This window comes from Streptomyces sp. NPDC050504 (assembly GCF_044458065.1).
In the GTDB taxonomy this organism is placed as follows: domain Bacteria; phylum Actinomycetota; class Actinomycetes; order Streptomycetales; family Streptomycetaceae; genus Streptomyces.
The window spans coordinates 643,582-665,848 of record NZ_JBITHO010000006.1; the positions used below are offsets into that span (position 1 = coordinate 643,582).

Consider the following 22,267-nt stretch of genomic DNA (forward strand, 5'->3'; position numbering starts at 1 on the left):
TGCGGACCAGTGTAGGGGGCGGTTCCGCGCGCGGTCGATCGTTTATTCGGGGCGCCCGGGGCTCCCGGGCGCCCGGTCATCGACGTCGACGGCGACATCCGGTTTTCCCGCGTCGCGCGCAGCCCACACCGGCAGGGCGAACCACCAGAGCACGAACCACGTCGCCATCGCCACGACCAGCCACAGCGCTGTCCCGTCCGGCAGCGCGACGCGCAGCACGAGCAGCAGCGCCGACGCCATGGTGCACAGCAGCAGCACCAGCCCGAGCAGGGTCGCGCGGGAGGCCCAGGCGACCGTCTCCGGCTTCATCCTGCGCCCGGTGAGGAGCCGGTGCAGCGAGACGGGCGCGATGAGCGCGCCCGTGGTGGCGGCGCCCAGCATGACGGTGACGGTGTAGAGCGTGCGGTCGGCGGACGACAGGCCGGGGAAGCGCGACTGGAAGACGACCGTGAGGAGGAAGCCGAAGAGGATCTGTACGCCGGTCTGGGCCACCCTCAGCTCTTGCAGCAGCTCGGTCCAGCGCCGGTCGGCGCGCTCGTCCGCGGTCTCGTCACGGCCGTGCGAGCGGCCGTCGCCGCTGCCGCCGTCCTGTCCGGTCATGGGCCGCCCTCCTTCGGGGCCGCCCGGGTACCCGCGCGGCCGGTCCGCAAACCGGGCCGGTCACCGGACCCGGCCGGTCACCGGACCGGGTCGGTCACCGGACTGCCCGGGGCGGGGTGCCGTCGCCGAACGGGCGTCCGCCCAGCTGTTCGCGGTGGTGCGGGGAGTGCCAGCCCGACGGGTCGGGACCCGCGGGCACGATGCCGGTCGGGTTGATCCCGGTGTGCACCTGGTAGTAGTGGCGCTTGATGTGGTCGAAGTCGACCGTGTCGCCGAAGCCGGACGTCTGGAAGAGGTCGCGGGCGTACGCCCAGAGCACCGGGTCCTCGGTGAGCTTGTTGCGGTTGCACTTGAAGTGGCCGTGGTAGACGGCGTCGAAGCGCACCAGCGTGGTGAAGAGCCTGATGTCGGCCTCGGTGATGGTGTCGCCGACGAGGTAGCGGTGGTGGGCGAGGCGTTCGGACAGCCGGTCGAGGCGGCCGAAGACGTCCCGGTACGCCTGCTCGTACTCGCGCTGCCCGGTCGCGAACCCGGCCCGGTAGACGCCGTTGTTGACGTCCCGGTAGACCCCGTCCGCGACGGCGTCGATCTCGTCGCGCAGCGCCTCGGGGTAGAGGTCGGGCGCGCCCGGCCGGTGCAGGGCGCGCCATTCGGTGGCGAGGTCCAGGGTGATCTGCTGGAAGTCGTTGGTGACGAGCCGTCCGCTCGGCACGTCCACGATCGCGGGCACGCTCACCCCGCCCGGGTGCCCCTTCTCGCGCGCCTCGTACGCCTCGCTGAGGTACGCGATGCCGAGCACCGGGTCCCGGCCTCCGGGGTCCAGCGTGAACCGCCAGCTGCGGTCGTCCTGGACGGGGTCGACGACGGCCAGCGTGAGCGCGTCCTCCAGGCCGAGCAGCCGTCGCGAGACCATCGCGCGGGCGGCCCAGGGGCAGGCGCGGCTGACGACGAGCCGGTAGCGCCCGGCCTCCACGGGCCAGCCGTCCCCGCCGTCCTCGGTGATGCGGTCGGCGAAGTGGCTCCGGGACCGCTTGAACGGTTTCCTGCCGTAGGCGGCGTTGCCGCTGTCCGTACCGGTCATGGCCGTGCTCCCTTCGGACGTGCTCCGACCGCGGGCCTCCCGGTCCGCGCCGTTCGTCCCGCACCTGCCCGGCCTCCGCGCCGCTATCCCGACGCGCCGAAGAGCTGGGTCCAGTACGTGCCCGCGCGGCCGCCGCCCGCGAAGCCGATGCCGATGTGGGTGAAGTCGGGTTTGAGGATGTTGGCGCGGTGCCCGGGGCTGTTCATCCAGCCGAGGACCACTTCGGCCGGGGTGCGCTGGCCGCACGCGATGTTCTCGCCGATGCCGCGGTGGGCGGCGCCCGCCGCAGCGGCCCGGTCCCAGGGCTCGGTGCCCTCGGGGGTGGTGTGGGAGTAGAAGCCGCGCGCGGCCATGTCCGCGCTGTGGGTCTGCGCGGCCGATGCCAGGCGCGGGTCGGCGGCGAGCGGGCGCAGTCCGGCGCGGCCGCGCTCGTCGTTGGTGAGCCCGATGACGTCGGTGACCGTGCGGGCGAGGCCCGCCGGGGTGAGCGGGGCCGCCCACAGCGCCGTCCAGAACAGGCCACCCGAGCGGGCGTCGGCGGCGTGGCCGATGCCCGCGTCGGTGTACGCGGCGTCACACAGCGGGCGCCGCCGGTCGGGCGAGCCCAGGAGGTAGCCGACGAACTCCTCGGGGGTACGGGGCCCGGAGACCAGGTTCTCCTCGATCCGCAGGTAGGCGTATCCGGCGGCGGTGACCCGCTGGTGCACCGACGTGCCGTCCGGGCTCTCCGTGCTGAGCCTGCCCTGGCGGGCCATCTGCGCCGCGTGCTCCCGGGCCGCCGCCGTGAGCCGGGCGTCCAGGGCCAGGGGCCGGGCGCCCGACGCGGTCCGTTCGGCGTTGACGAGCGCGGCGACCCCGCCCGACCTGCCGCCGTCGGGCGCGGGCGAGGGCCTGCCGGGGGCGCCGGGGATCTGGACCCGGCCGCCCGGTCCCGCGCCCGCGCCTCCCGCGTGCGGGGCGCCGCGGCCCGCGCCCCGCCCGGCCGCGCCGCCGTCGGCGCCGCCCGCGCCCTCGCCTTCGTCCTCCTCCAGCACCTCGATGCCGAAGTCCCTGGCCACGCCCGCCAGTCCGTCCGCGTACCCCTGGCCGAGGGCGCGCAGCTTCCAGCCGGTGCCGCGCCGGTACAGCTCGGCGAGGAGCAGCACCGTCTCCCCCGCCGCCGGGCGCGGTGGCGCGAAGCGCGCGACCCGGGCGCCGCCCGCCCCGGTGACGTACAGGACGGGCAGCGGCAGCCGGGCGAGTGCGGCGCCCTGCTCCTCGGGGCTGACGACCACGGTGACGCGGTCGGCGCCCGGTCTCAGCCGGTGGCACTCGACGGTGAGGGCGCCGCCGCCGAGGCGGACGCCGGGCGCGGACGGCTGGTTGAAGAAGACGAAGTCGGCGTCGCCCGAGACCTTGCCGCTCGCACCCGTGACCAGCGCCGAGAGGTCGTAGGGCCCCGCGACGCGCAGCGACAGGGCGCCGCTCGGCACGGGCAGGTTGCCGCCGGCCACCAACTCGCTCATGTACGGAAGAACGCCGCCCGGCGCCCGCCGGTTCCCGTCGCGTGCCCGCGCCGTGACGGCGGGTCAGCCGCGCCGGGCGACCAGCAGGCGGCAGCGCGGCGCGCCGCTCCCGGTGCGGCCCAGCTCGGGCAGGGCGTACAGCTCGACGGTGAAGCCGGCTCCGCGCAGTTCGGCGGAGACGGGCGCGAGGCCGAAGCCCCGGTAGTACATGACGAACGGGGGCCGCCACAGCGCGTTGCGCACGCGCATCGCCGCGTCGAAGCCGAGCATCGCCAGGTGGGCGCGGGAGCCGGGCCGGGGCGGGGCGACCATCGGGAAGGCGAAGGCCCCGCCCGGTGCGAGCGCGGAGTGCACCCGGGCGAAGAGGCCGGGCCGCTCGGCGGGCAGGAAGTGGCCGAACGCGCCGAAGCTGACGACCAGGTCGAAGACGGGGCCGAAGGGCAGGGCGCGCGCGTCGCCCCGCACCCACTCCACGTCGGGCAGCCCCGGCGCGGCCCGGACGTTCTCGCCCGCGGTGGCGAGCATGCCCGCGCTGAGGTCGAAGCCGGTGACGCGCTCGCGGCACACCTCCCGCAGCAGTTCGGTCCCCGCGCCCGTGCCGCAGCACAGGTCGAGGCCCGCGTCGAACGGTCCGAGCGCGCGCAGCGCGGACGCGACGGGTCCGAGCAGTTCGTCGGGCGTGCGGAAGGGGGTGCTGTCGAACTTCGGGGCGAGCAGGTCGTATCCGTGCTCGACGGACGACAGCGCCTGAACGGCGAGCTCACGGAACGTGGGGCCCTCGGGAGTGAACATCGCGAACAGGATAGGCAGGGCGGGACCGCGCGTGCCGAGTGGCAGGAAGCTGACAGCCGATTGGCAGCTTTCTGTCACGGCGTCCAGTGGATGACCTTGGCTTGATTACGATCCGAACGTCTCGAACAGAAGTTACTCGCAAGGCAAGTGAAGCCAGCGAAGACGCCAGAGAAGACGGAGTCAGGCCATCATTCGGAGAATCGCGGTCACGGTCGCCGCCGGTGCGGCACTCACCCTCGGCGCGACGCAGGTGGCGGCCGCCGCCCCGCAGGCGCCGGTCGCCCCCGTCGCGGCGGCGTCCCAGGCGCTCAGCGCCCAGCTTCCGCTCGACCTCCCCCTCACCAACGCCCAGGGCGAGCTCGGCGGCGGCGTCAACCCCGCCCTCCCCACCGACCGCGCGACGCTGGAGAGCCTGCTCGGCCAGGCGCGCGCCCAGGGCGTGGAGCCCAAGCGGTACGCGGCACTGCTCTGGCAGTACTGGCTGGTCCGCGCGACCGGCACCGCCGGGATCGACCTCACGACCTGGGAGCCGGCGCGGGGCGTCATCGCCAACGACGCCACCGTCGCGGCCGTCTACGGCTACTACGGCAAGACCTTCCTGGCCCACCCCGACCTCCAGTGGTCGGGCATGGCCAACATGATCGGCCCGGCGTTCACCGCGGGCTTCAAGGACCTCGGCTCGATGGCCGACATCGCCGCCCTGGTCTCCGGCAACGTCCGGGCCCTGCCGTCCGAGGTGCAGAAGGCGCTGCCCGCCGACGTCCGGCGGCTCGCCGAAGGCAAGGTCAGCCTCCCCTCCGACCAGCTGCGCTGGTTCGAGAGCAAGTTCCTGGCGATGCAGAAGCACATCTTCATGGACCAGGGCGCGATGCACGAGGCGTACCTGGGCGGCGGCGTCGCGGCCGTCGAGGAGATGCGCGCGGCCGGGCTCGTGGACGACAACGCGGTCGGCGCCTGGCGCGACATCGCGTCCGGCGACGCCACTGCGGTCCAGCGCGGCAACACCGCGCTGCTCAACCGCGAGCAGAACCAGATCATCGACCGGCAGTGGGGCGAGATGTACGCGCGCGACGGCGCGGTCGGCGCCGTCATGACGTACGGGATGACGGTCGGCGGCGCCGCCTCGATCCCGAACACCAGGACCCCGGGCAAATACAAGCCCCTGGTGCTCTCGGCGAACCTGCTGATCGGCAGGGTGAACCTGACCACCTCGCTGCCGAACTTCAACATCTCCAACAACGCCGAGCGCTGGGCGTACATCACCAAGGACACGCTCCCGGCCTACCAGAAGCTGCTGCGCGACCAGCCGGCCAAGGCGCGGCAGGTCATCGGCTCCTCGTTCACCGACCGGGTGTCCGACATGCGGCTGGTCAACCGCTGGCCCTCGGTGGTCGCCGACCTGACCACCGGCTGGCGCCTGGGCATCGACGGAGTCTTCGACTCGGTCGAGCCCGCGACGGCGCCCGCCTCGGCCCCGTCCGCAGTCCTGGCCCACTGACCGGTCGCACGGCCGTACGGCTCGATCCGTACGACGAGGGCGGCCCCCGGAACACCGGGGGCCGCCCCTTCGCGCGTCGAAGGCCCGAATCGGCTCTGGCGGTCACGTACGTCCGGGCGTAGAGAGTAAGGCGACCCCGTGGGGAGGCCGCCGTGGACCGGACCGTCGACAAGGGCACGTTCGAGGGCGCGTTCAAGAACCAGTCGATCGACGTGCCGGGGCTGCCGCCCGGCACGGCCAGGGACCTGGCCGCGCTGGCCAACGAGAGCGCGGGCAGGGGCGACGCGGCGCTGCGCACGCGGGCCGAGTTCGGCGCGCTGTACGACCTGCTGCTCGCCCGGCAGGGCGGCGCCGACGCGCCGGAGGGGCCGCTGGTGCTGCTCGACGCGCGGGGCGTGCCGACCGAGGCGGGCGGGCTGTACGGGACGTACCTGACGAGCGCCGAGGACAAGGCCGAGTTCTTCGCGCACCCGATGTACCACGTCGCCGTCACGGGCTGGCCGCCCGGCGTGCTGACCGCCGACGAGGTCGCCTTCGCGCCGCCCGGCGCGCTGCTGACGGTCCGCAAGAGCCTTCCGGCCGGCCCTCCGGCCTCCGGCACGACCCGGGAGTCGCCCGCGACCGTGCTGGCCACGCAGTCGTTCTCGCTGGTGAACAGCGGCAACATGACCGCGCACGCCCCCAAGCGCTCCTGGAAGGTCGACTTCGAGGTGGGCGGCAGCGAGGACCGGCTGCACGGCATGGAACGGGTCAACCTCAAGGCGATGTACAACGACCCCTCGCAGATGCGCGAGGCGATCGCCTGGCGGCTCCTGGACCGCGCGGGGGTGCCCGCGGCGCGCCACACGTACGCGACGTTCTCGCTCAACGACCGCTACATGGGACTCTTCTCGGTCATCGAACAGGTCGACAGGAAGTTCCTCAGGGACCGCTTCGGCAGGAACGACCGGGGCAACCTCTACAAGGCGTACTGCGGGGACGTCGGCTGCGCGACCCTGGAGCACCGCCCCGACCCGGGCGGACGCGACGACGGGCGGCAGTACTTCGCGCCGGGCAGCGCGGTCGACGACCGCACGTACCGGCTGAAGACCAACGAGGACGACCCGGCCCTGAACACCTACGACGACCTGGCCGCGCTGGTCCGCGCGGTCAACGGGATCGGGGTGCCGGGCGACTTCGCCTCGGACGCCTTCAGGGCGGCGGTCGAGTCCGTGCTCAACGTCCGCGCGTTCCTGCGCTGGGCCGGGGCCAACGTCCTGCTGGGCAGCTGGGACAACTACTTCGCGACCCCGTCGAACTACTACCTCTACAACTCGGGGCGCGCGGGCGACGAACGCGGCTTCGTGGACCGCCCGTACTTCACCTTCGTCCCCTGGGACTACGACAACAGTTCGGGCATCGACTTCTTCGCCACGCCCTGGCAGTACACGGACCTGCTCGACTGGCCGGCGATGACCCGCGCGTACTGCCGGGCCACCCGCGCCCCGCACTCCGAGTCGCGGCTCCCGCTCTTCACCAACCTGCTGCGCCACCCGGACTTCTGCCAGTACTACCTCGACCACCTGGAGCACCTGCTCGACGCGGAGTTCTCGCCCGAGCGGGTCGCCGCGCTCATCGGGGCCGAGGGATCGGGGCGCACCGACGGGCTGTGGCAGCGCGTGTCGGCGGCGGCGTACGGCGAGTCCGACTCGCCGCACGGGCAGCCCTTCACGGGGCGGCAGTTCAGCAACGACGAGGTGTACCGGGCCGGGTACCGGCAGTGGGAGCTGAGCCGCGGCGCCCAGTTCACGTACGGGATCTACCACTACACGCGGATGCGCTACGACCGTGCCCGCGCGCAACTCGCCGACCTGCGCAAGACGTATCCGAACGGGGCCAGTGGAGCGACCTTCTCCTCAAGCCTGGAGGCACTGCCGTCATGACAGCCAACAAGAAGAGCACCGCCGCGTCGAAGGAGCAGAAGCAGCGGAAGGGGCCGAAGGAGCCGAAGGAGCTGCGTCTGGTCAAGGAGGCCAAGCTCCAGGAGCTGATCGGCAAGGCCGCGGGGACCCGTCTGGAGGCGAGCGGCGTCCTGTACAGGGACGGCGTCTTCCTCGTCGTCTGCGACAACTTCCGCGACCTGATCCGCGTCGGCAGCGAGATCTCGCCGAAGGCGCCAGAGAACGGCCTGCTCTCCGGCCGCCGGACGGCCAAGGGCGCCGAGGAGGGGTACGAGGACCTGGCGCACGACCCGGTCAGCGGCCACTACTACGCGCTGACCGAGGCGGTCGCGGTCAAACCGACCGCGAAGGACGCGAAGGACGCGAAGAGCCCGAAGGACACGAAGAGCGCGAAGGGCGCCAAGCAGAACGGGGCCAAGTCCGGGGGCTTCAGGGCCAGGGTCAGGGAGTACGACGAGCGGTTGCGGCCCGGCGGTTCGAGCTGGCTGGACTTCCCGCTGCCCGACGCGGGCAAGGGCATGGAGGGCCTGGAGTGCGTCGAGCGCGCGGGCACCGTGCACCTGCTCGGGCTGTGCGAGGGCAACCGCTGCGCGACCGGGGCCGAGGGACGCGAACCGGGCGGCGGCCGGGTGCAGGTCTTCCGGCGGGGCAAGCGCAGCTGGGAGCACCTGGAGACGCTGAAGCTGCCCGCTTCGGTGCCCTTCGAGGACTACGCCAGCCTGTCGGTGCGCGGCGACAAGCTGGCCGTGCTGTCCCAGGCGTCGTCGGCGCTGTGGGTGGGGCGGCTCGCGCCCGACGCGTGGCGGGTCGTCGACGAGGGCACGGTGTACCGGCTGCCCAGGGACGCCAAGGGCCGGACGGTCTACGGCAACCCGGAGGGCGTGTGCTGGGTGTCGTCCGACCACGTGGTGGTGGTCTCGGACCGGGCGAAGAAGGGCCCGGACAGCGCCCGGCACCGTACGAAGGACCAGTCGATCCACCTGTTCCTGGTGCCCGGCAACGGCGACTAGCCGGGCGGGTGCCGGACCGGGCGGGCGCCCGCACACGTCAGGAGTGCGAGCGCTCGCCCGTCGGGACCGTCTCCAGCAGTTCGAAGGTCTCGTCGAGGCCGCACAGCGCGAGCACCTTGACGACGAACGGCCGGGTCACCACGATCCGCAGCCTGCGCCCCTGAGCGGCAAGCCTGGTGTGCGCGACGCACAGCGGCCGCAGCCCGCTGCAGTCCACGAAGGTGACGCCGCGCAGGTCGACGATCACGTCCCGGCCCTCGCCGCTGGTGAGGATCCGCAGACAGGACGCGAGGGGTTGTGCCGTGAGGATGTCGAGCTCGCCCCGGAGCTCGACCACCACGGACGTGCCGCACTTGCGCTGACGCGCCCTGAAGTGCGTCTGCCGCTGGGACATCGATGACCTCACCACAGTCGCTGTGAAGCAGGGTGCCGCAGAGGCGCGCGGAGCGCGTCGGCGGCGAGGACGGTCGGCGTACTGAGCGTGTGCTCGGGGTATCGGCCGCCGCCGGGGGCAGGGGTGACTGCCGTCGTGGACAGTATTGCCACGGTCACATGCGACGACACGGCGGTTATCGGCCATCCCTGAAGAGGCCCTTGGCCCGGGACCGGATCCGCAGGCCCGTGACGATCTCCACCACGCCCGTGGCGACCAGGAAGCAGCCGCCGAAGACGGTGAGGACCGCGATCGAGCTGAACGGCGACACGATCAGCACGGCACCCGCGAGCGTCCCGACGATGCCGGAGAGGACCATCCAGCCGCGCGCCGGCATGTCCTCGTCCGCCAGGGCGGCGATCGTCTGGGTGATGCCCCGGAACAGCCAGCCGATGCCGATCCACAGGGCGAGCAGGAGCAGCGACTGGGTCGCGCTCCTGAAGCAGAACAGTCCGAGCAGGATCGACAGGGCGCCGCTGATGAACGCCATCACGCGCAGCGCCGTCGACACGTGCGTGCCGAACGCGGCGACGATCTGGAAGATGCCGCTCACCAGCAGGTACGCCCCGAAGAACGCGCCGATGACGAGCAGGGTCGCCCCCGGCCAGGCGAGCACCACGACGCCGAGCAGCAGGGCGAGGACGCCGGAGACGAGCACGGCCTGCCAGGCACTGCGCGCGAGCTGCTGGAACGGGCCGCGCAGCGGCGGGGGGCGGTCCATCGTGTTCTGGCTCATCTGGCCAGTGGAACAGAGGCCTCCGGGTCGTGCCACGCGAGGTTCACTCCGTCAGCCGAGCGGCCAGTACGGCGGTGTGGCTGTGCTCGGGCTCCTTGGCGGCGGTGAGCAGCGTGACGGGCCCGCGCTCCGCGATGGCGCGCAGCCGCTCCAGCGAGGCGGCCGCGTCCGGTGCGGCGAGCTCCGCCGCGTACCGCCGCCGGAACTCCTCGAAGGTCCCGTCGGGCCCGTGGTACCAGCGGCGCAGCTCGGTCGACGGGGTGAGGGCCTTGGGCCACTCGTCGAACGCGGCGTCCGCCTTGGACAGGCCGCGCGGCCACAGCCGGTCCACGAGGACGCGAGTGCCGTCGTCGGGCTCGGGCGGGTCGTAGACACGGCGGACCCGGACGGAGGGCTTGCTGCTGTTCATGCCCCCAGCATCCCGACGACGGCCCCCGTGGCAAGTCGGTGGCCCGTGGCTCGCGGGGCCACGGGCGACAGGGCCGCGGGGCGCGCGGCTACGGCTTGCGGGCCACTCCGCCGAAGGCGTCGACCGCGAGCCGCTCGGTGTCCTCGGTCGCGCGCCACTCGGTGACCCGGGTGACGCCGGGCTCCAGCAGGTCGAGACCGTCGAAGAAGCCGGTGAACTCCTCGACGCTGCGGACGTGGTAGGGGACGGCGCCGCTCTTGTTGTACGCCTCCGACGCGGCGATCATGCCGGGACTGGTGGCCGTGGAATCGCTGACGACCAGGTAGCTGCCGGCCGGCAGGCCCGCCATGAGCCGGGAGATCAGGGAGCGGGCCGCCTCGAACTCCGCGACGTGGCCGAGGGTGTTGAGGATCATCAGCGCCACGGGCTGCCGGAGGTCGAGCACCTCGCCCGCGGCCCGCAGGATCTCCTCGGGCTCGTAGAGGTTCGCGTCCAGGTAGGAGGTCTCGCCCTCGGGCGTCGAGGTGAGCAGGGCGCGGGCGTGGGCCAGGACCAGCGGGTCGTTGTCGACGTAGACGATGCGCGCGTCGGGCGCGACGCGCTGGGCGACCTCGTGGGTGTTGTCGGCGGTGGGCAGGCCGGTGCCGATGTCCAGGAACTGGCGCACGCCGAGGTCGCCCGCGAGGTGGGTGACGGCGCGGCCCAGGAAGTGCCTGCTGGTGCGGGCGACGTCGACCAGGCCGGGGAAGATCTCCTTGATCTGGTCTCCCAGCGCACGGTCGACCTCGTAGTTGTCCTTGCCACCCACGAAGTAGTTCCAGAAGCGCGCGGAGTGCGGCTTGCCCGTGTCGATCCGGGCGTTGATGTCGGCGGCGGAGACGGGCTCGGGTGCTTGCTCGGACACGGGGCGCCTCCTGGCGTGCGTCATTCGATGATCAACGGCCGCCAATGTATCCGCAAGGCTCCCGGACAACTCCAGCCGGGTGCCACCTCCTTGTCGCGGACCCCGCGGGCCTGCCGTTCGGCGGGGGCCGAACGGGGCAGACTGGCGGGGGCCGGTGCTCCCGGGCACCCGTAGCGCCCATACGTCTGCCCGTACCGCAGGAGTCAGGAGTGACGCATGACCAGTGACCGCCACGCCCTTTCACCCGGCTCACCCGGCTCGTTCGGTTCGTTCGGTTCGTCAGGTTCGTTCGGTCCGCCCGGCTCCATCGGCGGCGAGGCGGCCCGCCACTACGAACGCGCCCTGGACGCACTGCTGTTCTTCCGCCCCGAGATGGTCACCGAGTCCGCCGCGCTGCTGCGGGCGGCGCCGCACGCGCCGATGGCACGGGCCTTCGGCGCGTACCTGGCGCTGATGGGCACGGAGGAGAAGGACGTCGCCGGGGCCAGGCTCTCCTTCGGCGACGCGGCGGCGCCGGAGCGCACCGCCGGGCTCGCGCCCCGCGAGCGGATGCACGTCGCGGCAGCGGCCGCGTGGCTGGACGGCGACATCCACCGCGCGGGGACCGTGCTCGCGGAACTCACCGCCGCGCATCCGCGGGACGCGCTCGCGCTCGCCGTCGGGCACCAGATCGACTTCCTGACCGGCGACGCCCGCAGCCTGCGCGACCGCGTCGGCGGCGCGCTCTCGGCGTGGGACGGGGACGATCCGCACTACGGGCCGCTGCTCGGGATGTTCGCCTTCGGTCTGGAGGAGTGCGGGCAGTACGGGCGCTCGGAGGAGGTGGGCCGCGAGGCGGTGGAGCGCAACCCGAAGGACGTGTGGGCGATCCACTCGGTGGTGCACAACCACGAGATGCAGGGCCGGTTCGCGGACGGCATCCGCTTCCTGGACGCGCGGGCCGGGGACTGGGCCGCCGACAACTTCCTACAGGTCCACAACTGGTGGCACTACGCGCTGTACGCGCTGGAGTCCGGCGACACCGCGCGGGTGCTGCGGGTCTACGACGGGTCCGTGCGCCACGCGGAGTCCGAGCCGCTGGCGATGCAGCTGCTCGACGCCTCGTCCCTGCTGTGGCGGCTGCTGCTGGCGGGGGTGCCGACCGGCAACCGCTGGGCGGAGCTGGCCGCCGCCTGGGCCGGGCGCGAGGACGGGCCGCACTACGCGTTCAACGACGTCCACGCGGTGATGGCGTACGTCGGCGCGGGGCGGTTCGCCGACGCGGAGCGCCTGATGGCGGACCGGCGCGCCTGGCTCCGCTCGGCCGGGCCCGGGGTCGGCAACCGGGCGATGACCGAGGAGATCGGGCTTCCGGTGTGCGGGGCGCTGGTCGCGTACGGGCAGGGGCGGTACGAGGAGGCGGTCGGCCTGCTCCTGCCGATCAGGCACCGGCTGTCCCGCTTCGGCGGCAGCCACGCGCAACGCGACGCGGTCGAGCGCACGTTGGTGGAGTCGGCGCTCGGGGCGGGTCTCGCCGACCTGGCACGCATGCTGCTGAGCGAGCGCGTGAACGTGCGCCCCGTGTGCCCGTACAACTGGCGGGCCGGTGCCCGCCTGGCCGAGCTGCGCGGCGACGCGCGGGAGGCGCAGCGGGCGGGCGCCCGCGCGGCGGAGCAGGCGGCGCGGGGGGCCGCGGCGCTGGCCGAAGGGGCTGCGGGGGCTACGGGGCGGTAGGCCCCGGAGAGGCGTTCGGTGCGGAAGAATCACGGGAGAAGGGGCGGCTCGCCGGTGGACAAGCCGGTCGATATCGGCTCAACCGGTGCATTAAACTGCTCGCTTTGCGTCTCCGTTGTCGTCCAGCCCCCAGGAGCCTTCAGTGACCCTCGCGCCCGTTGAGCCCGCCGGCATCGAAACCGCCGAGCCCGCAGATCTCGCCGCGGACACCGTCCCGGCCGCGCACGCGGGGGCCGGGACCGAGACCCACACCGAGACCCACACCGGGACCGAGACCCACACCGGCTCCGAGGCCGAGGCCGGTTCCGAGGCCGACGACCACGCCGACGACTACGCGGCCGCGATCGACGCTCCCTCCGCGATCGACGCCGGCGGGTTCTGGACCCCCGTCGACAACCCGGTGGAGCGCGACGCCCGCGACTTCGGCGCCTACGCCCGCAACGGCGCCTGGTCCTTCGCCCTCAAGGTCGCGCGCAGCGTGCGCCCCGGCGGGCAGCCCGCCGAGGGCTCCCCGAAGGTCTCCGCGAAGGAGTTCGCCCAGCTCGCCGAGACCTCCCCGGAGCGCGTGATGCGCTACTACAAGGCGTGGGACAAGGCGGCGGACGACGGCATCGTCCCGCACTTCGAGGTCCTCGTCCCCGGCGAGGACATCGACCTGCCGGACGCCGACGTCTGGCTCTCGTACTACGTCTCGCGCTCCAGCGCCGCCAGCGACCGCGGTCAGGCCATCACCGCGGCCGCCGAGGCCGAGGGCATCCGGCCCACCAAGGCGCTGGAGGTCGCGGAGAACCCGACCGCGCTGCGCGCCGCGATCCTCGCCGACCCCGGCACCGCGCAGGCCGCGCGCTCGGCGCTGCTCGACCGGCTCAAGGAGGACCCCTCCCTCCAGATGGAGCTGGCCAGGGACATCGCCCGCACCGACGGCCTGAAGAAGGCCGTCGCGACCGAGGCCAAGGCCGCCGACCGCATCGGGTACGTCCGGCAGATCGTGGAGAAGGGCCAGGTCAAGACGCCCGCGGGCCAGACCATCGACGCCCCGGCCGAGCTGCGCGCCGAGGCCGAGCGGCACCTGTCGCTCATCGACGAGCTGGACGACGGCGAGGAGAGCGGCGAGTGGGCCAGCGAGGCCTACGACACCGTGAAGTCCCTCGTCGTCCAGACCGTCGAGGCCGACCCCGAGCTGCGCGTGCAGGAGCGGCGCACGAAGTTCTACAGCAGCCTCCAGAAGGCCACGAAGGTCTTCGAGGAGCTGACCTTCGACGCGGTGGACGCCGAGGCCGACGCGTTCTACGAGGACGACATGGTCCAGCAGCTCGAAGGGTTGCAGAAGGCCCTCGACGCGTGCATCACCGCGCTGCGGAAGGCCGCCGGAGAGCACTGATCACTCATCACTGATCACTGATCGCTGAGGGGGCGGTGCCCCGGGGTCCGTTCCCGGGGCACCGCCCCCTCAGTCCGCCGTCACCGGCACGCTGCGGGGGCCGCGCACCAGCAGGCCCGGACGGTACGGCAGCCCGCTCGCGTCCGCCGCCAGGCGCAGCCCGGGGAACCGCTCGAAGAGCAGGGGCAGTGCGACGGCCGCCTCCAGGCGGGCCAGCCGGGAGCCGACGCAGAAGTGCGGGCCGTGGCCGAAGGCGGCGTGCGGGGCGGGGCGCGCGGCGCCCGGCAGGTGGCGGTCCGGGCGGAAGGCGTCCGGGTCGGGGAAGTGCTCGGGGTCGCGGTTGGCGGCGGCGAGCACCGCGAGGACCGAGGCGCCCTCGGGTATGACGGTGTCCTCGCCGAGCGTCACCTCCTCGGTGGTGCGCCGCCAGGTGGTGCCCTCCAGCGGGCTGGCGTGGCGCAGCGCCTCCTCGACGACGGCGGGCCAGCGCGCCGGGTCCCGGCGGGCTGCGGCCAGCTCCCCGGGATGGGTGAGCAGCAGCAGCGAGGCCGAGGCGAGCAGGTTCATGGTGGTCTCGTAGCCCGCGAAGAGCAGCAGGAACGCCATGGCGAGCAGTTCCCCGTCGTCGAGCCCGCCCTCCGCGCTGTCGTGCGTGAGCGCGCTGAACAGGTCGGGCCCCGGGGCGCGCCGCTTGGCGGTGATCAGTTCGCCGAAGTACCGGTACAGCTCGCTCCACGCCTCGTCCACCGCGCCCGGCTCCAGGGCTCCGGCGGGCGAGCCGACGCGGTAGGTCCACTCCCGCAGGTCGGCGCGGTCGGCCTCCGGTACGCCCAGCACCTCTCCGATGACGAGCACGGGCAGCGGGAAGGCGAAGGAGTCGACCAGGTCGGCGCCGCCCGTCCCGCGCAGCCGCTCCGCCGTCTCGTCCAGCAGCCCGTCGGTCAGCTCCGCGATGCGGGCGCGCAGCGCGTCGACGCGGCGCGGGGCGAAGGCCGCGCTGGTCAGCCGGCGCAGCCGGGTGTGGTCGGGGGCGTCGGTGTTGAGCATGTGGCGCGCGAGGCAGGCCCTGGCGCGCTGGGCGGGCGAGTCCGCCTTGGGGCGGCCCGCCGCGCGCGGCGGAACGTTCGAGAAGCGGGGGTCGGCGAGGACGGCGCGCGTCTGCTCGTACCCGGTGACGAGCCAGGCGTGCGTGCCGTTGGCGAGCGCGACACGGGCCGCGGGGCCCCGGGCGCGCAGCCGCGCGTAGTACGGGTAGGGGTCGCGGGCGAAGTCGGGGTCGGCCGGGTCCAGTGCGTCGGGCATGCGCCCATCCTCGCGGGGCGGCGCCCGCCGCCCGATGGGGCACGGGTCCAGCGATGGGGGTGCCCGAGCTGTACGGACCCGACAAGATCGGCGCCTGACAAGATCGGCGCCCGGCCGGATCGGCGCCCGGCGGTACGGGACCTGGCGCTACCGCACCCGGCGGTACGGGACCCGGCGCGCGGGGCCGGGTGCGCGGGGCCGGGCCGGTTGCAAAGGAGGCTTTGCAGAGGGGTCTAGGCAGAGGACCCTCTGCGGTCTAGCGTGAAGGCATGGGAGCAACAGGGACGGGATCCGCGCCGAGGCCCGAAGGACGCCCCGCGCCCGCCGACACCAGCACCGGACCGCCCGCCGACGCGCGCGCCCGGCCCTCCGCCGCCGTACGCCGGCTGGACGCCCACAGCCTGCGCGGGCTCGCGCACCCGCTGCGCATGCAGCTCCTCGACGTCCTCCGGGTCGACGGCCCGTCCAACTCCACCCGGCTCGCCGAGCGGGTGGGCGAGAGCACCGGTACCGTCAGCTGGCACCTGCGGCGCCTCGCCCACCACGGATTCATCGAGGAGGACCCGGGGCACACCAGCCGCCGCGAGCGGTGGTGGCGCGCCCCGTCCCGTACGGAAGTGGTCGACACCGCGGAGCTGGGCGGCGACGCCGCGTCGCGCGCCGCGGTCGCCTCCTGTCTCGAAGAACTGCTGCGGTGGAGCTTCGGGCGCGTCTCGCGGTACCTGCGCGAGGAGTGGCCGCGGCGCTGGCGTGCGGCCGCCACCGTCTCCGAGTGGACCGAGCTGCGGCTCACGCCCGAGCAACTGGCCGACCTGACCCGCGAGTTGGCCGAGGTCGTCGAGCGGAGGCTGCCCGCGCCCGGGGCGGAGCCGCCGCCCGGCGCGCTGCCGGTCGTGGTGCAGCTCCAGGCGTTTCCACGCACCCCGGGGGAGGCGGCCGAATGACGGGGCGGCAGCGCGGCGGGCTCCTGCGCCGCCACCGCGACTTCCGGCTGTTGTGGGGCGGGGAGGTGTCGGGGAAGTTCGGCGCCGCCGTGACGGCGGTCGCGATGCCGCTGGCCGCGGTGTCCGTGATGGACGCGGGCACGTTCCAGGTCAGCCTGCTCAGCGCGGCGACCTGGCTGCCGTGGCTGGTCATCGGGCTGCCCGCGGGCGCCTGGGTGGACCGCCTGCCCAAGCGCCCGGTCATGCTGTGGTCGGCCCTCGCCTGCCTGCTGCTGTTCCTCGGGCTGCGCGCGGCCGCCTGGGCCGGCCACTTCGTGTTCGGCTGGCTGCTGGCGGTGGCCCTGCTGACCGGGGTGGCCGCCGTGTTCTTCCAGATCGCGTACACGGCCTACCTGCCGACGCTGCTCGACACCGACGACCTCGCCGAGGGCAACGCGAAACTGCACGGCAGCGCGTCGGCCGCGCAGATCGTCGGCCAGGGCGGCGGCGGTTTCCTCGTCCAGGCCGTCGGGCCGGTCAACGGCCTGCTCACCAACGCGGGCACGTTCGCCATGAGTCTGGTGTGCCTGCTGGGCATCCGGCACCGCGAGCCGCGCAGACCCTCTGCGGAGAGCGAGCGGGCCGCGCTGCTCCCCGAGGTCCGCGCGGGGCTCCGACTGGTCGCCCACGACCCGTGGTTCCGGGCGTTCGCGCTGTACGGGGCCCTCGCCAACCTCTGTCTGATGGGCTACCAGTCGATCCTGGTGGTCTTCCTGGTGCACGACGTGGACCTGGACCCGGGCTCGGTCGGCGGTCTGATCGCCGTCGCCAACACGGGCGGAATCATCGGGGCGTTGATCGCCCGCCGGGTGTCGTCGGCGCTCGGGACCTCGCGGGCGACGCTCGTCTTCGCGCTGGTCCTCACGGCGCCCGCGCTGCTCGTTCCGCTGACCTTCCCCGGCCCCGGCGTGGCGCTGTACGCGGTCGGCGGCATGTGCGCGGCGGCCGGGGTCGTCGCGATCAACGTGGTCAAGGCCGGATTCCAGCAGCGCTACTGCCCGCCGGAGCTGCTGGGCAGGCTCAGCGCCAGCTCGTACTTCCTGAACTACGGCGCACTGCCCGTCGGCGCGCTCGTCGGCGGCGGTCTGGGCTCCGTGCTCGGGGTGCGGACCGCGCTGTGGATCCTGGTGTGCGGGGTGCCGCTCTCCGGGCTCGTGCTGTTCTTCTCGCCGCTGCGGCACTGCCGCGAGCTGCCCACGGAGACCGCTAGGCCTCCTGAGGTCCGGCCCGTGTCGCCGCCGCGTGCGTGACGAGTTCGCGCAGCGCCGCCAGCCACAGGTCCGCGAGTGCCGCGGCCTCCGTCCGCGCCAGCAGGGCCGGGGCGAAGGCGAAGACGGCGTGCAGTTCGGGGCCCCGGGGCCCGTCGCGGGTGACGGCGCTGATCTCCACGGCGTGGGACATCGGCATGGCCGGGTCGCAGCCGCCGCCGACGGGCAGGGCGTGCGGGGCGAAGCCCCACGCGGCGCCCGGCGCCCCGCCCCGCACCCCGTCCCGCGTTCCGTCCCGCGTTCCGAACTCCCCGGTGAAACGGCCCAGGTAGTTGAAGACCACCTGCCTCGGCGGGAACGCCGCGAGGAGGGGCGCCGTCTCGGGCACCAGGTACCTCAACAGCCCGTGCCCCAGGCCGTGGTGGGGCGCCGCGTCCAACTGCCCCCGCATCATGGCGAGGGTGTCGCCCACCCCGGACGGGCCGAGTCCGACGTCGAGCCTGACCGGGAACACGCTGGTGAACCAGCCGACCGTACGCGTCGGTTCGAGGCCGTCCGCGATCTCCTCCCGCCCGTGGCCCTCCACGTCCACCAGCACCGGGGCCGCGTCACCGGCCCGGTCACCGATGCCGCTGCGGTGCACGGCGAGCGCCAGCGCGGTCAGCAGGACGTCGTTCACGCCCGCGCCGAGCGCCGCCGGCACCGTCGAGAGCAGCGGCGCGGTGACGTCGGCGGGAAGCACCCGGGGTACTTCGCCGCGCGTGCCCGCCACATCGCGCACGGGATCGAGACGGGCGCCGGGAAGCAGTTCCCCGCCGCCCTCCAACACGCTCTGCCACCACTTGAGTTCGGGAATCCTGGCGCGGGACTCGCGGTGCAGCAGTTCGCTCCATCCCCGGTACGAGAGCCCCGGATTCCCCTCGTCGCGGCCCGGGTCCCGGCCCTCTTCGGCTGCCTGCCAGGCGGCGGCGAGGTCGGACAGCAGGATCCGCCAGGAGATGCCGTCGACCGCGAGGTGGTGCGCCATGACCAGCAGCCGCCCCGGCCGCTCCCGCCCGGCGTCGAACCACACCGCCCTCAGCAACTCCCCGCTTCCCGGGTCGATTCCCCGTCCCGCCCGGGTGCGCGACTCCTCGACGGACTCCGGCAGCCGGTCCTCGTCGAGCGCCCCGACGTCGATCCTCCGGGCGCAGCTCCGGGCGAGCGCACGGACCTCTTCGGGGGTCACGGGCGGGATGTCCAGGTGCCACTCGGAGCCGTCGCGGCCGGTGCGGGTGAGCCGCATGCGCAGCGCGTAGTGGCGGGTGAGCACGGTCCGCACCGCCGTGAACAGGTGCTCATCGCGCAGGCCGGGCGGCGTCCGGAGCAGGGCCGACTGGTGGTAGCCGGACACGGGGCCGCCGAGGTCGCGCAGCCAGTGGACGATCGGGGCGAGCGGGACGGGGCCGGTCGGCACGTCGGCCGCTTCCGGCACGGACTCTCCCCCCGGTCCCGGCGCGCCCGCCACGCCCGCCGCGCTCCTCGCATCGAGCGCCGCGACCAGCGCGTTCGCCGTCCGGTGCCGGAACACGTCCCGCGCCGACACCGCGAGCCCCGCGGCACGGGCCCGTGCCACGAGCCGGATCGACATGATGCTGTCGCCACCCAGCGCGAAGAAGCTGTCGTCGGCCGACACCTCCGACTCGGGCAGGCCCAGCACCTCCGCGAAGAACGCGCACAGCCGCGCCTCCCTGGGCCCCGCCCGCCGCCGGTCGCGTTCCCCTTCGGCGGCCGCGTCCCGGTGCGTCAGCGGCAGGGACGCCAGGGCGGCGCGGTCCAGCTTGCCGTTGTGCGTCAGCGGCAGCGCGTCCACGACGGCCACGGTCGGCACCATGTACGCGGGCAGCGCGTCGGCGACCCGTTCGCGCAGCGCAACCGCCAGCCGGGCGCGCCCCGCGGGCCCCGCGCCCGCGGTCGGCACCACGTACGCCGTCAGGCGCCGCTCCCCCGTCCCGGCCTCGTCGCGCAGCGCGACGGCGGCGCGCGCCACGCCCGGATCCCGGCCCAGCACCGACTCGATCTCGCCCGGCTCGACGCGGAAGCCCCTGATCTTGAGCTGGGCGTCCGCGCGGCCGAGGAAGTGCAGCGTCCCGTCCGGGCCGCTGCGGACCAGGTCGCCCGTGCGGTACATGCGGGTGCCCGGCGGCCCGTACGGGTCGGCCACGAACCGCTCGGCGGTGGCCCCCGGGCGGCCCGCGTAGCCGCGTGCGACTCCCGTGCCCGCGATGTACAGCTCGCCCGGCGTGCCGTCGGGGACCGGTCGCAGGCCCGCGTCCAGGACGTGCGTGCGCGTGTTGGCCAGCGGGCGGCCGATGGGCGGCGCGTCGAGGTCGGCGGGGCCCACGGGCGCGGCGGTGGACCAGACCGTGGTCTCCGTGGGGCCGTACACGTTCACCAATTGGCTCGTACGGTCGTGGAGTTGGCGGGCCAGCGGGGCGGGCAGCGCCTCGCCGCCGACCAGGACCCGCAGCCCGTTCAGGGCCTCGGGCGCGAGCAGCGCGACGCCCGACCAAAGCGACGGTGTGGCCTGGGCCGCGGTGATGCCCTCGTCCGCGACGAGCCCGGCCAGCGCGGCGGGGTCGCGTACGGCCGTCCGGTCGGCGACGACCAGCCGGGCGCCGCGCAACAGGGGCTGGAGGAACTCCAGTTGGGCGATGTCGAAGCCGGGCGTGGTCACCGACAGGAGCCGGTCGGCGCGGCCCAGCGGCAGCACCCGCTGCACGGCGTCCAGCAGGCCGTTCAGACCGGCCCGGGTCACCGTCACGCCCTTGGGGCGTCCGGTGGAGCCCGAGGTGTAGAGCGTGTAGGCGGCGCTGAGGTCGTCGGCGGGGCGTGCGGGAGGCTCGCCTCCGGGCGATCCGTCCGCCAACTCCCCCAAGAATTCGGGGTCGTCGAGCGTCCGCCACTCCCCTGCCGGTGCTCCCGCCGCGTGTGCGGCGCGCAGCGCGGGAGCGCTGCGGGTGTCCGTCAGCACCAGGGCCGGGCGGGATCCTCCGAGCATCCGCGCGATGCGCACGGGCGGCTGCTCGGGGTCCACCGGCAGGTAGCACGCGCCCGCCTTGAGCACCGCGAGCACGGCCCCCACGAGCGCCGCCGAAGGTTCGGCGACCAGGCCGATCACCGTCTCGGGGCCCGCGCCGCGCGCGGTGAGGAACCGGGCCAGCCGGTCGGACTCCGCATCGAGCCGCGCGTACGTGAGGCGGGTACGGCGGTCCACGACGGCCGTGGCCCCCGGCGCCTCGCGCACCCGCGCGGCGAAGAGCGCCAGCATCCCGGGCGCGGGGAGCCCGTGTTCGGCGGCCCTTCGGGCGGCGCGCAGCCGCTCGTGCTCGGCGGGCCCGAGGAGGTCGGCCAGACCGACGGGGCGCTCGGGCGCCCCGGCGGCGGCCTTGAGGAACGCCGCGTACCGCTGTGCGAGCCGTTCGGCGGTGACGTGGTCGAACAGGTCCTTCGCGTACCAGAGCCGACCGGTGACTCCGTCCGCCTCCCCGGCCCCGCCCTCCTGCTCCGCGAGGTCGAGGAGCAGGTCGAAGAGGATCGGCTCCTCGCGCGACTCCGGGAGGAGTTCGGCGCGCAGCCCCGGCAGGTCGAGCACGGGGGGCGAGGTGTTGCGCAGGGTCAGCATCACCTGGAACAGCGGGTGCCTGGCGGCGGAGCGCTCGTGCCCCACGGCCTCCACGACCCGGTCGAACGGCAGGTCCTGGTGGGCGTGCGCGGCGAGCGAGACGGCGCGCGCCCTGCCGACGAGCTCGGCGAACGACGGGTCGCCCGACGTGTCGGTGCGCAGGACGACGGTGTTGGCGAAGAAGCCGACCAGTTCGTCGAGGGCGCTGTCCGTGCGCCCCGCCAGCATCGTGCCCACGGGCACGTCGGTGCCCGCCCCCAGCCTGGTCAGCAGCCCCGCGAGAGCGGCCTGGAGGACCATGAACGGCGTGGCGCCCCGCTCCTTGGCCAGGCGGCGGCACGCCGCGTGCGTGGCGGCGTCCACGCGCAGCGGCACCCAGCCGGTGCGGTGCGAGGCCACGGCGGGTCGCGGCCGGTCGGCGGGGAGCGCGATCTCTTCGGGCAGTCCGGCGAGCGCGTCCCGCCAGTGTTCGATTTGGGCGGCTGCCCGGCTGCGCGGGTCGTTCTCGTCGCCGAGGAGTTCCCGCTGCCAGAAGGTGTAGTCGGCGTACTGGACGGGGAGTTGACGACGGTCGTGCGGGCCATTCGCGCGGCGCGCCCGGTAGGCGGCCGCGAGGTCGCGCAGCAGCGGCGCGAGCGACCAGGCGTCGCAGGCGATGTGGTGCACGACGACGACCAGGACGTGGTCGTCGGGAGCGAGCGCGAGGAGGGCCGCGCGCAGCGGGGGCTCCTGCCCGAGGTCGAACTTCCGTCCCGCGACGTGCGCGACGGCCCCGGCGAGCCGGGCCGCGTCCACCGCCGTGACGGTCAACTGCCGCAGCTCGGGCACCTCGTGGAGCACGTACTGGCGGGGCACGCCGTCCGGCGCGGGAAAGACCGTCCGCAGGCTCTCGTGACGGGCGGCGACGTCCCGCAGCGCGGCGCCGAGCGAGTCCCGGTCCAGGTCGCCGCTCAGTCGCAGCGGCAGCGCGACGTTGGGCTGCCCGCCGCCCTCCGCGCCCTCCCCCGCGGCCTGGATCTCCTGCTGGAACCAGAAGCGCAACTGCCCGTGGGACAACGGGATCACCACGTCCGGCGGGTACGGGGAGCCGGGGAGATCCGGCGGGTAC

Annotated in this window: 17 protein-coding genes; 7 read left to right on the forward strand and 10 right to left on the reverse strand. The window is 74.2% G+C overall.

Annotation, left to right across the window (positions count from 1 at the left end):
* Positions 1 to 42: 42 nt before the first annotated feature.
* The 4 genes from ACIBNE_RS25515 to ACIBNE_RS25530 form a co-directional block, all read right to left on the reverse strand.
* Complete coding sequence (locus ACIBNE_RS25515) at positions 43 to 600, reverse strand: DUF6328 family protein (RefSeq protein ID WP_399275272.1); 558 nt, start codon at positions 598 to 600, stop codon at positions 43 to 45.
* 94 nt (positions 601 to 694) lie between these two features.
* On the reverse strand, positions 695 to 1,681 hold the full coding sequence (locus ACIBNE_RS25520) for a glutathione S-transferase family protein (RefSeq protein WP_399275274.1): 987 nt from the start codon (positions 1,679 to 1,681) through the stop codon (positions 695 to 697).
* An 83-nt stretch (positions 1,682 to 1,764) separates the two neighbouring features.
* The gene (locus ACIBNE_RS25525) at positions 1,765 to 3,186 is read right to left on the reverse strand and encodes a CAP domain-containing protein (RefSeq protein WP_399275276.1); all 1,422 of its coding nucleotides are present in this window, start codon (positions 3,184 to 3,186) and stop codon (positions 1,765 to 1,767) included.
* 63 nt (positions 3,187 to 3,249) lie between these two features.
* Complete coding sequence (locus ACIBNE_RS25530; protein WP_399275278.1) at positions 3,250 to 3,978, reverse strand: class I SAM-dependent methyltransferase; 729 nt, start codon at positions 3,976 to 3,978, stop codon at positions 3,250 to 3,252.
* A 250-nt stretch (positions 3,979 to 4,228) separates the two neighbouring features.
* Here ACIBNE_RS25530 and ACIBNE_RS25535 point away from each other — a divergent pair, with 250 nt between their 5' ends.
* The 3 genes from ACIBNE_RS25535 (at position 4,229) to ACIBNE_RS25545 (ending at position 8,426) form a co-directional block, all read left to right on the forward strand.
* Entirely contained in the window at positions 4,229 to 5,476 is a 1,248-nt protein-coding gene (locus ACIBNE_RS25535) for a hypothetical protein (RefSeq protein WP_399275280.1), read from the forward strand.
* 152 nt (positions 5,477 to 5,628) lie between these two features.
* Complete coding sequence (locus tag ACIBNE_RS25540) at positions 5,629 to 7,398, forward strand: CotH kinase family protein (protein WP_399275282.1); 1,770 nt, start codon at positions 5,629 to 5,631, stop codon at positions 7,396 to 7,398.
* Positions 7,395 to 8,426, forward strand: a complete 1,032-nt coding sequence (locus ACIBNE_RS25545) for a hypothetical protein (protein ID WP_399275284.1) — start codon at positions 7,395 to 7,397, stop codon at positions 8,424 to 8,426. The genes ACIBNE_RS25540 and ACIBNE_RS25545 overlap by 4 nt, the downstream gene beginning before the upstream one ends.
* Positions 8,427 to 8,463: 37 nt before the next feature.
* On the opposite strand, the gene ACIBNE_RS25550 is transcribed toward ACIBNE_RS25545, so the two are convergent.
* From ACIBNE_RS25550 to ACIBNE_RS25565, 4 genes are all read right to left on the reverse strand, one after another.
* Positions 8,464 to 8,820 carry an STAS domain-containing protein gene (locus ACIBNE_RS25550; protein ID WP_399275286.1) on the reverse strand — a complete coding sequence of 119 codons (357 nt, stop codon included), beginning with the start codon at positions 8,818 to 8,820 and terminating at the stop codon, positions 8,464 to 8,466.
* Positions 8,821 to 8,995: 175 nt separating this feature from the next.
* Positions 8,996 to 9,595: an HdeD family acid-resistance protein gene (locus tag ACIBNE_RS25555; RefSeq protein WP_399275288.1), complete on the reverse strand. Its 600-nt coding sequence runs from the start codon at positions 9,593 to 9,595 to the stop codon at positions 8,996 to 8,998.
* Positions 9,596 to 9,638: 43 nt separating this feature from the next.
* Positions 9,639 to 10,004 carry a DUF488 domain-containing protein gene (locus ACIBNE_RS25560; protein ID WP_399275290.1) on the reverse strand — a complete coding sequence of 122 codons (366 nt, stop codon included), beginning with the start codon at positions 10,002 to 10,004 and terminating at the stop codon, positions 9,639 to 9,641.
* Positions 10,005 to 10,092: 88 nt separating this feature from the next.
* Positions 10,093 to 10,932 carry an SAM-dependent methyltransferase gene (locus ACIBNE_RS25565; RefSeq protein WP_399275292.1) on the reverse strand — a complete coding sequence of 280 codons (840 nt, stop codon included), beginning with the start codon at positions 10,930 to 10,932 and terminating at the stop codon, positions 10,093 to 10,095.
* 192 nt (positions 10,933 to 11,124) lie between these two features.
* On the opposite strand from ACIBNE_RS25565, the gene ACIBNE_RS25570 reads away from it, so the two are divergent.
* Both ACIBNE_RS25570 and ACIBNE_RS25575 read left to right on the forward strand, forming a co-directional pair.
* Positions 11,125 to 12,621 (forward strand): tetratricopeptide repeat protein, encoded by a 1,497-nt coding sequence (locus tag ACIBNE_RS25570; RefSeq protein ID WP_399275294.1) that lies wholly within the window; start codon positions 11,125 to 11,127, stop codon positions 12,619 to 12,621.
* Between the two features lie 343 nt (positions 12,622 to 12,964).
* Positions 12,965 to 14,002 (forward strand): hypothetical protein, encoded by a 1,038-nt coding sequence (locus ACIBNE_RS25575; protein ID WP_399275443.1) that lies wholly within the window; start codon positions 12,965 to 12,967, stop codon positions 14,000 to 14,002.
* 69 nt (positions 14,003 to 14,071) lie between these two features.
* On the opposite strand, the gene ACIBNE_RS25580 is transcribed toward ACIBNE_RS25575, so the two are convergent.
* On the reverse strand, positions 14,072 to 15,304 hold the full coding sequence (locus ACIBNE_RS25580; protein WP_399275296.1) for a cytochrome P450: 1,233 nt from the start codon (positions 15,302 to 15,304) through the stop codon (positions 14,072 to 14,074).
* Between the two features lie 269 nt (positions 15,305 to 15,573).
* Between ACIBNE_RS25580 and ACIBNE_RS25585 the strand changes: the two genes are divergently transcribed.
* Together ACIBNE_RS25585 and ACIBNE_RS25590 are read left to right on the forward strand one after the other, a co-directional pair.
* On the forward strand, positions 15,574 to 16,248 hold the full coding sequence (locus tag ACIBNE_RS25585; protein ID WP_399275298.1) for a helix-turn-helix domain-containing protein: 675 nt from the start codon (positions 15,574 to 15,576) through the stop codon (positions 16,246 to 16,248).
* A complete protein-coding gene (locus tag ACIBNE_RS25590; protein ID WP_399275300.1) occupies positions 16,245 to 17,537 on the forward strand; it encodes an MFS transporter in 1,293 nt (430 codons plus the stop codon). The genes ACIBNE_RS25585 and ACIBNE_RS25590 overlap by 4 nt, the downstream gene beginning before the upstream one ends.
* Here the strand turns inward: ACIBNE_RS25590 and ACIBNE_RS25595 are convergent.
* Complete coding sequence (locus ACIBNE_RS25595) at positions 17,494 to 22,227, reverse strand: amino acid adenylation domain-containing protein (protein WP_399275302.1); 4,734 nt, start codon at positions 22,225 to 22,227, stop codon at positions 17,494 to 17,496. The two genes, ACIBNE_RS25590 and ACIBNE_RS25595, sit on opposite strands and share 44 nt — an antisense overlap.
* Positions 22,228 to 22,267 lie beyond the last annotated feature (40 nt).

Excerpts from the sequence above, each read along its gene's own strand:
- ACIBNE_RS25585 (WP_399275298.1), top strand. The coding sequence starts at position 15,574 with ATGGGAGCAACAGGGACGGGATCCGCGCCGAGGCCCGAAGGACGCCCC.
- ACIBNE_RS25515 (WP_399275272.1), bottom strand. The coding sequence starts at position 600 with ATGACCGGACAGGACGGCGGCAGCGGCGACGGCCGCTCGCACGGCCGT.
- ACIBNE_RS25580 (WP_399275296.1), bottom strand. The coding sequence starts at position 15,304 with ATGCCCGACGCACTGGACCCGGCCGACCCCGACTTCGCCCGCGACCCC.
- ACIBNE_RS25570 (WP_399275294.1), top strand. The coding sequence starts at position 11,125 with ATGACCAGTGACCGCCACGCCCTTTCACCCGGCTCACCCGGCTCGTTC.
- ACIBNE_RS25560 (WP_399275290.1), bottom strand. The coding sequence starts at position 10,004 with ATGAACAGCAGCAAGCCCTCCGTCCGGGTCCGCCGTGTCTACGACCCG.
- ACIBNE_RS25545 (WP_399275284.1), top strand. The coding sequence starts at position 7,395 with ATGACAGCCAACAAGAAGAGCACCGCCGCGTCGAAGGAGCAGAAGCAG.
- ACIBNE_RS25525 (WP_399275276.1), bottom strand. The coding sequence starts at position 3,186 with ATGAGCGAGTTGGTGGCCGGCGGCAACCTGCCCGTGCCGAGCGGCGCC.
- ACIBNE_RS25520 (WP_399275274.1), bottom strand. The coding sequence starts at position 1,681 with ATGACCGGTACGGACAGCGGCAACGCCGCCTACGGCAGGAAACCGTTC.
- ACIBNE_RS25530 (WP_399275278.1), bottom strand. The coding sequence starts at position 3,978 with ATGTTCACTCCCGAGGGCCCCACGTTCCGTGAGCTCGCCGTTCAGGCG.
- ACIBNE_RS25590 (WP_399275300.1), top strand. The coding sequence starts at position 16,245 with ATGACGGGGCGGCAGCGCGGCGGGCTCCTGCGCCGCCACCGCGACTTC.
- ACIBNE_RS25565 (WP_399275292.1), bottom strand. The coding sequence starts at position 10,932 with ATGACGCACGCCAGGAGGCGCCCCGTGTCCGAGCAAGCACCCGAGCCC.
- ACIBNE_RS25550 (WP_399275286.1), bottom strand. The coding sequence starts at position 8,820 with ATGTCCCAGCGGCAGACGCACTTCAGGGCGCGTCAGCGCAAGTGCGGC.
- ACIBNE_RS25555 (WP_399275288.1), bottom strand. The coding sequence starts at position 9,595 with ATGAGCCAGAACACGATGGACCGCCCCCCGCCGCTGCGCGGCCCGTTC.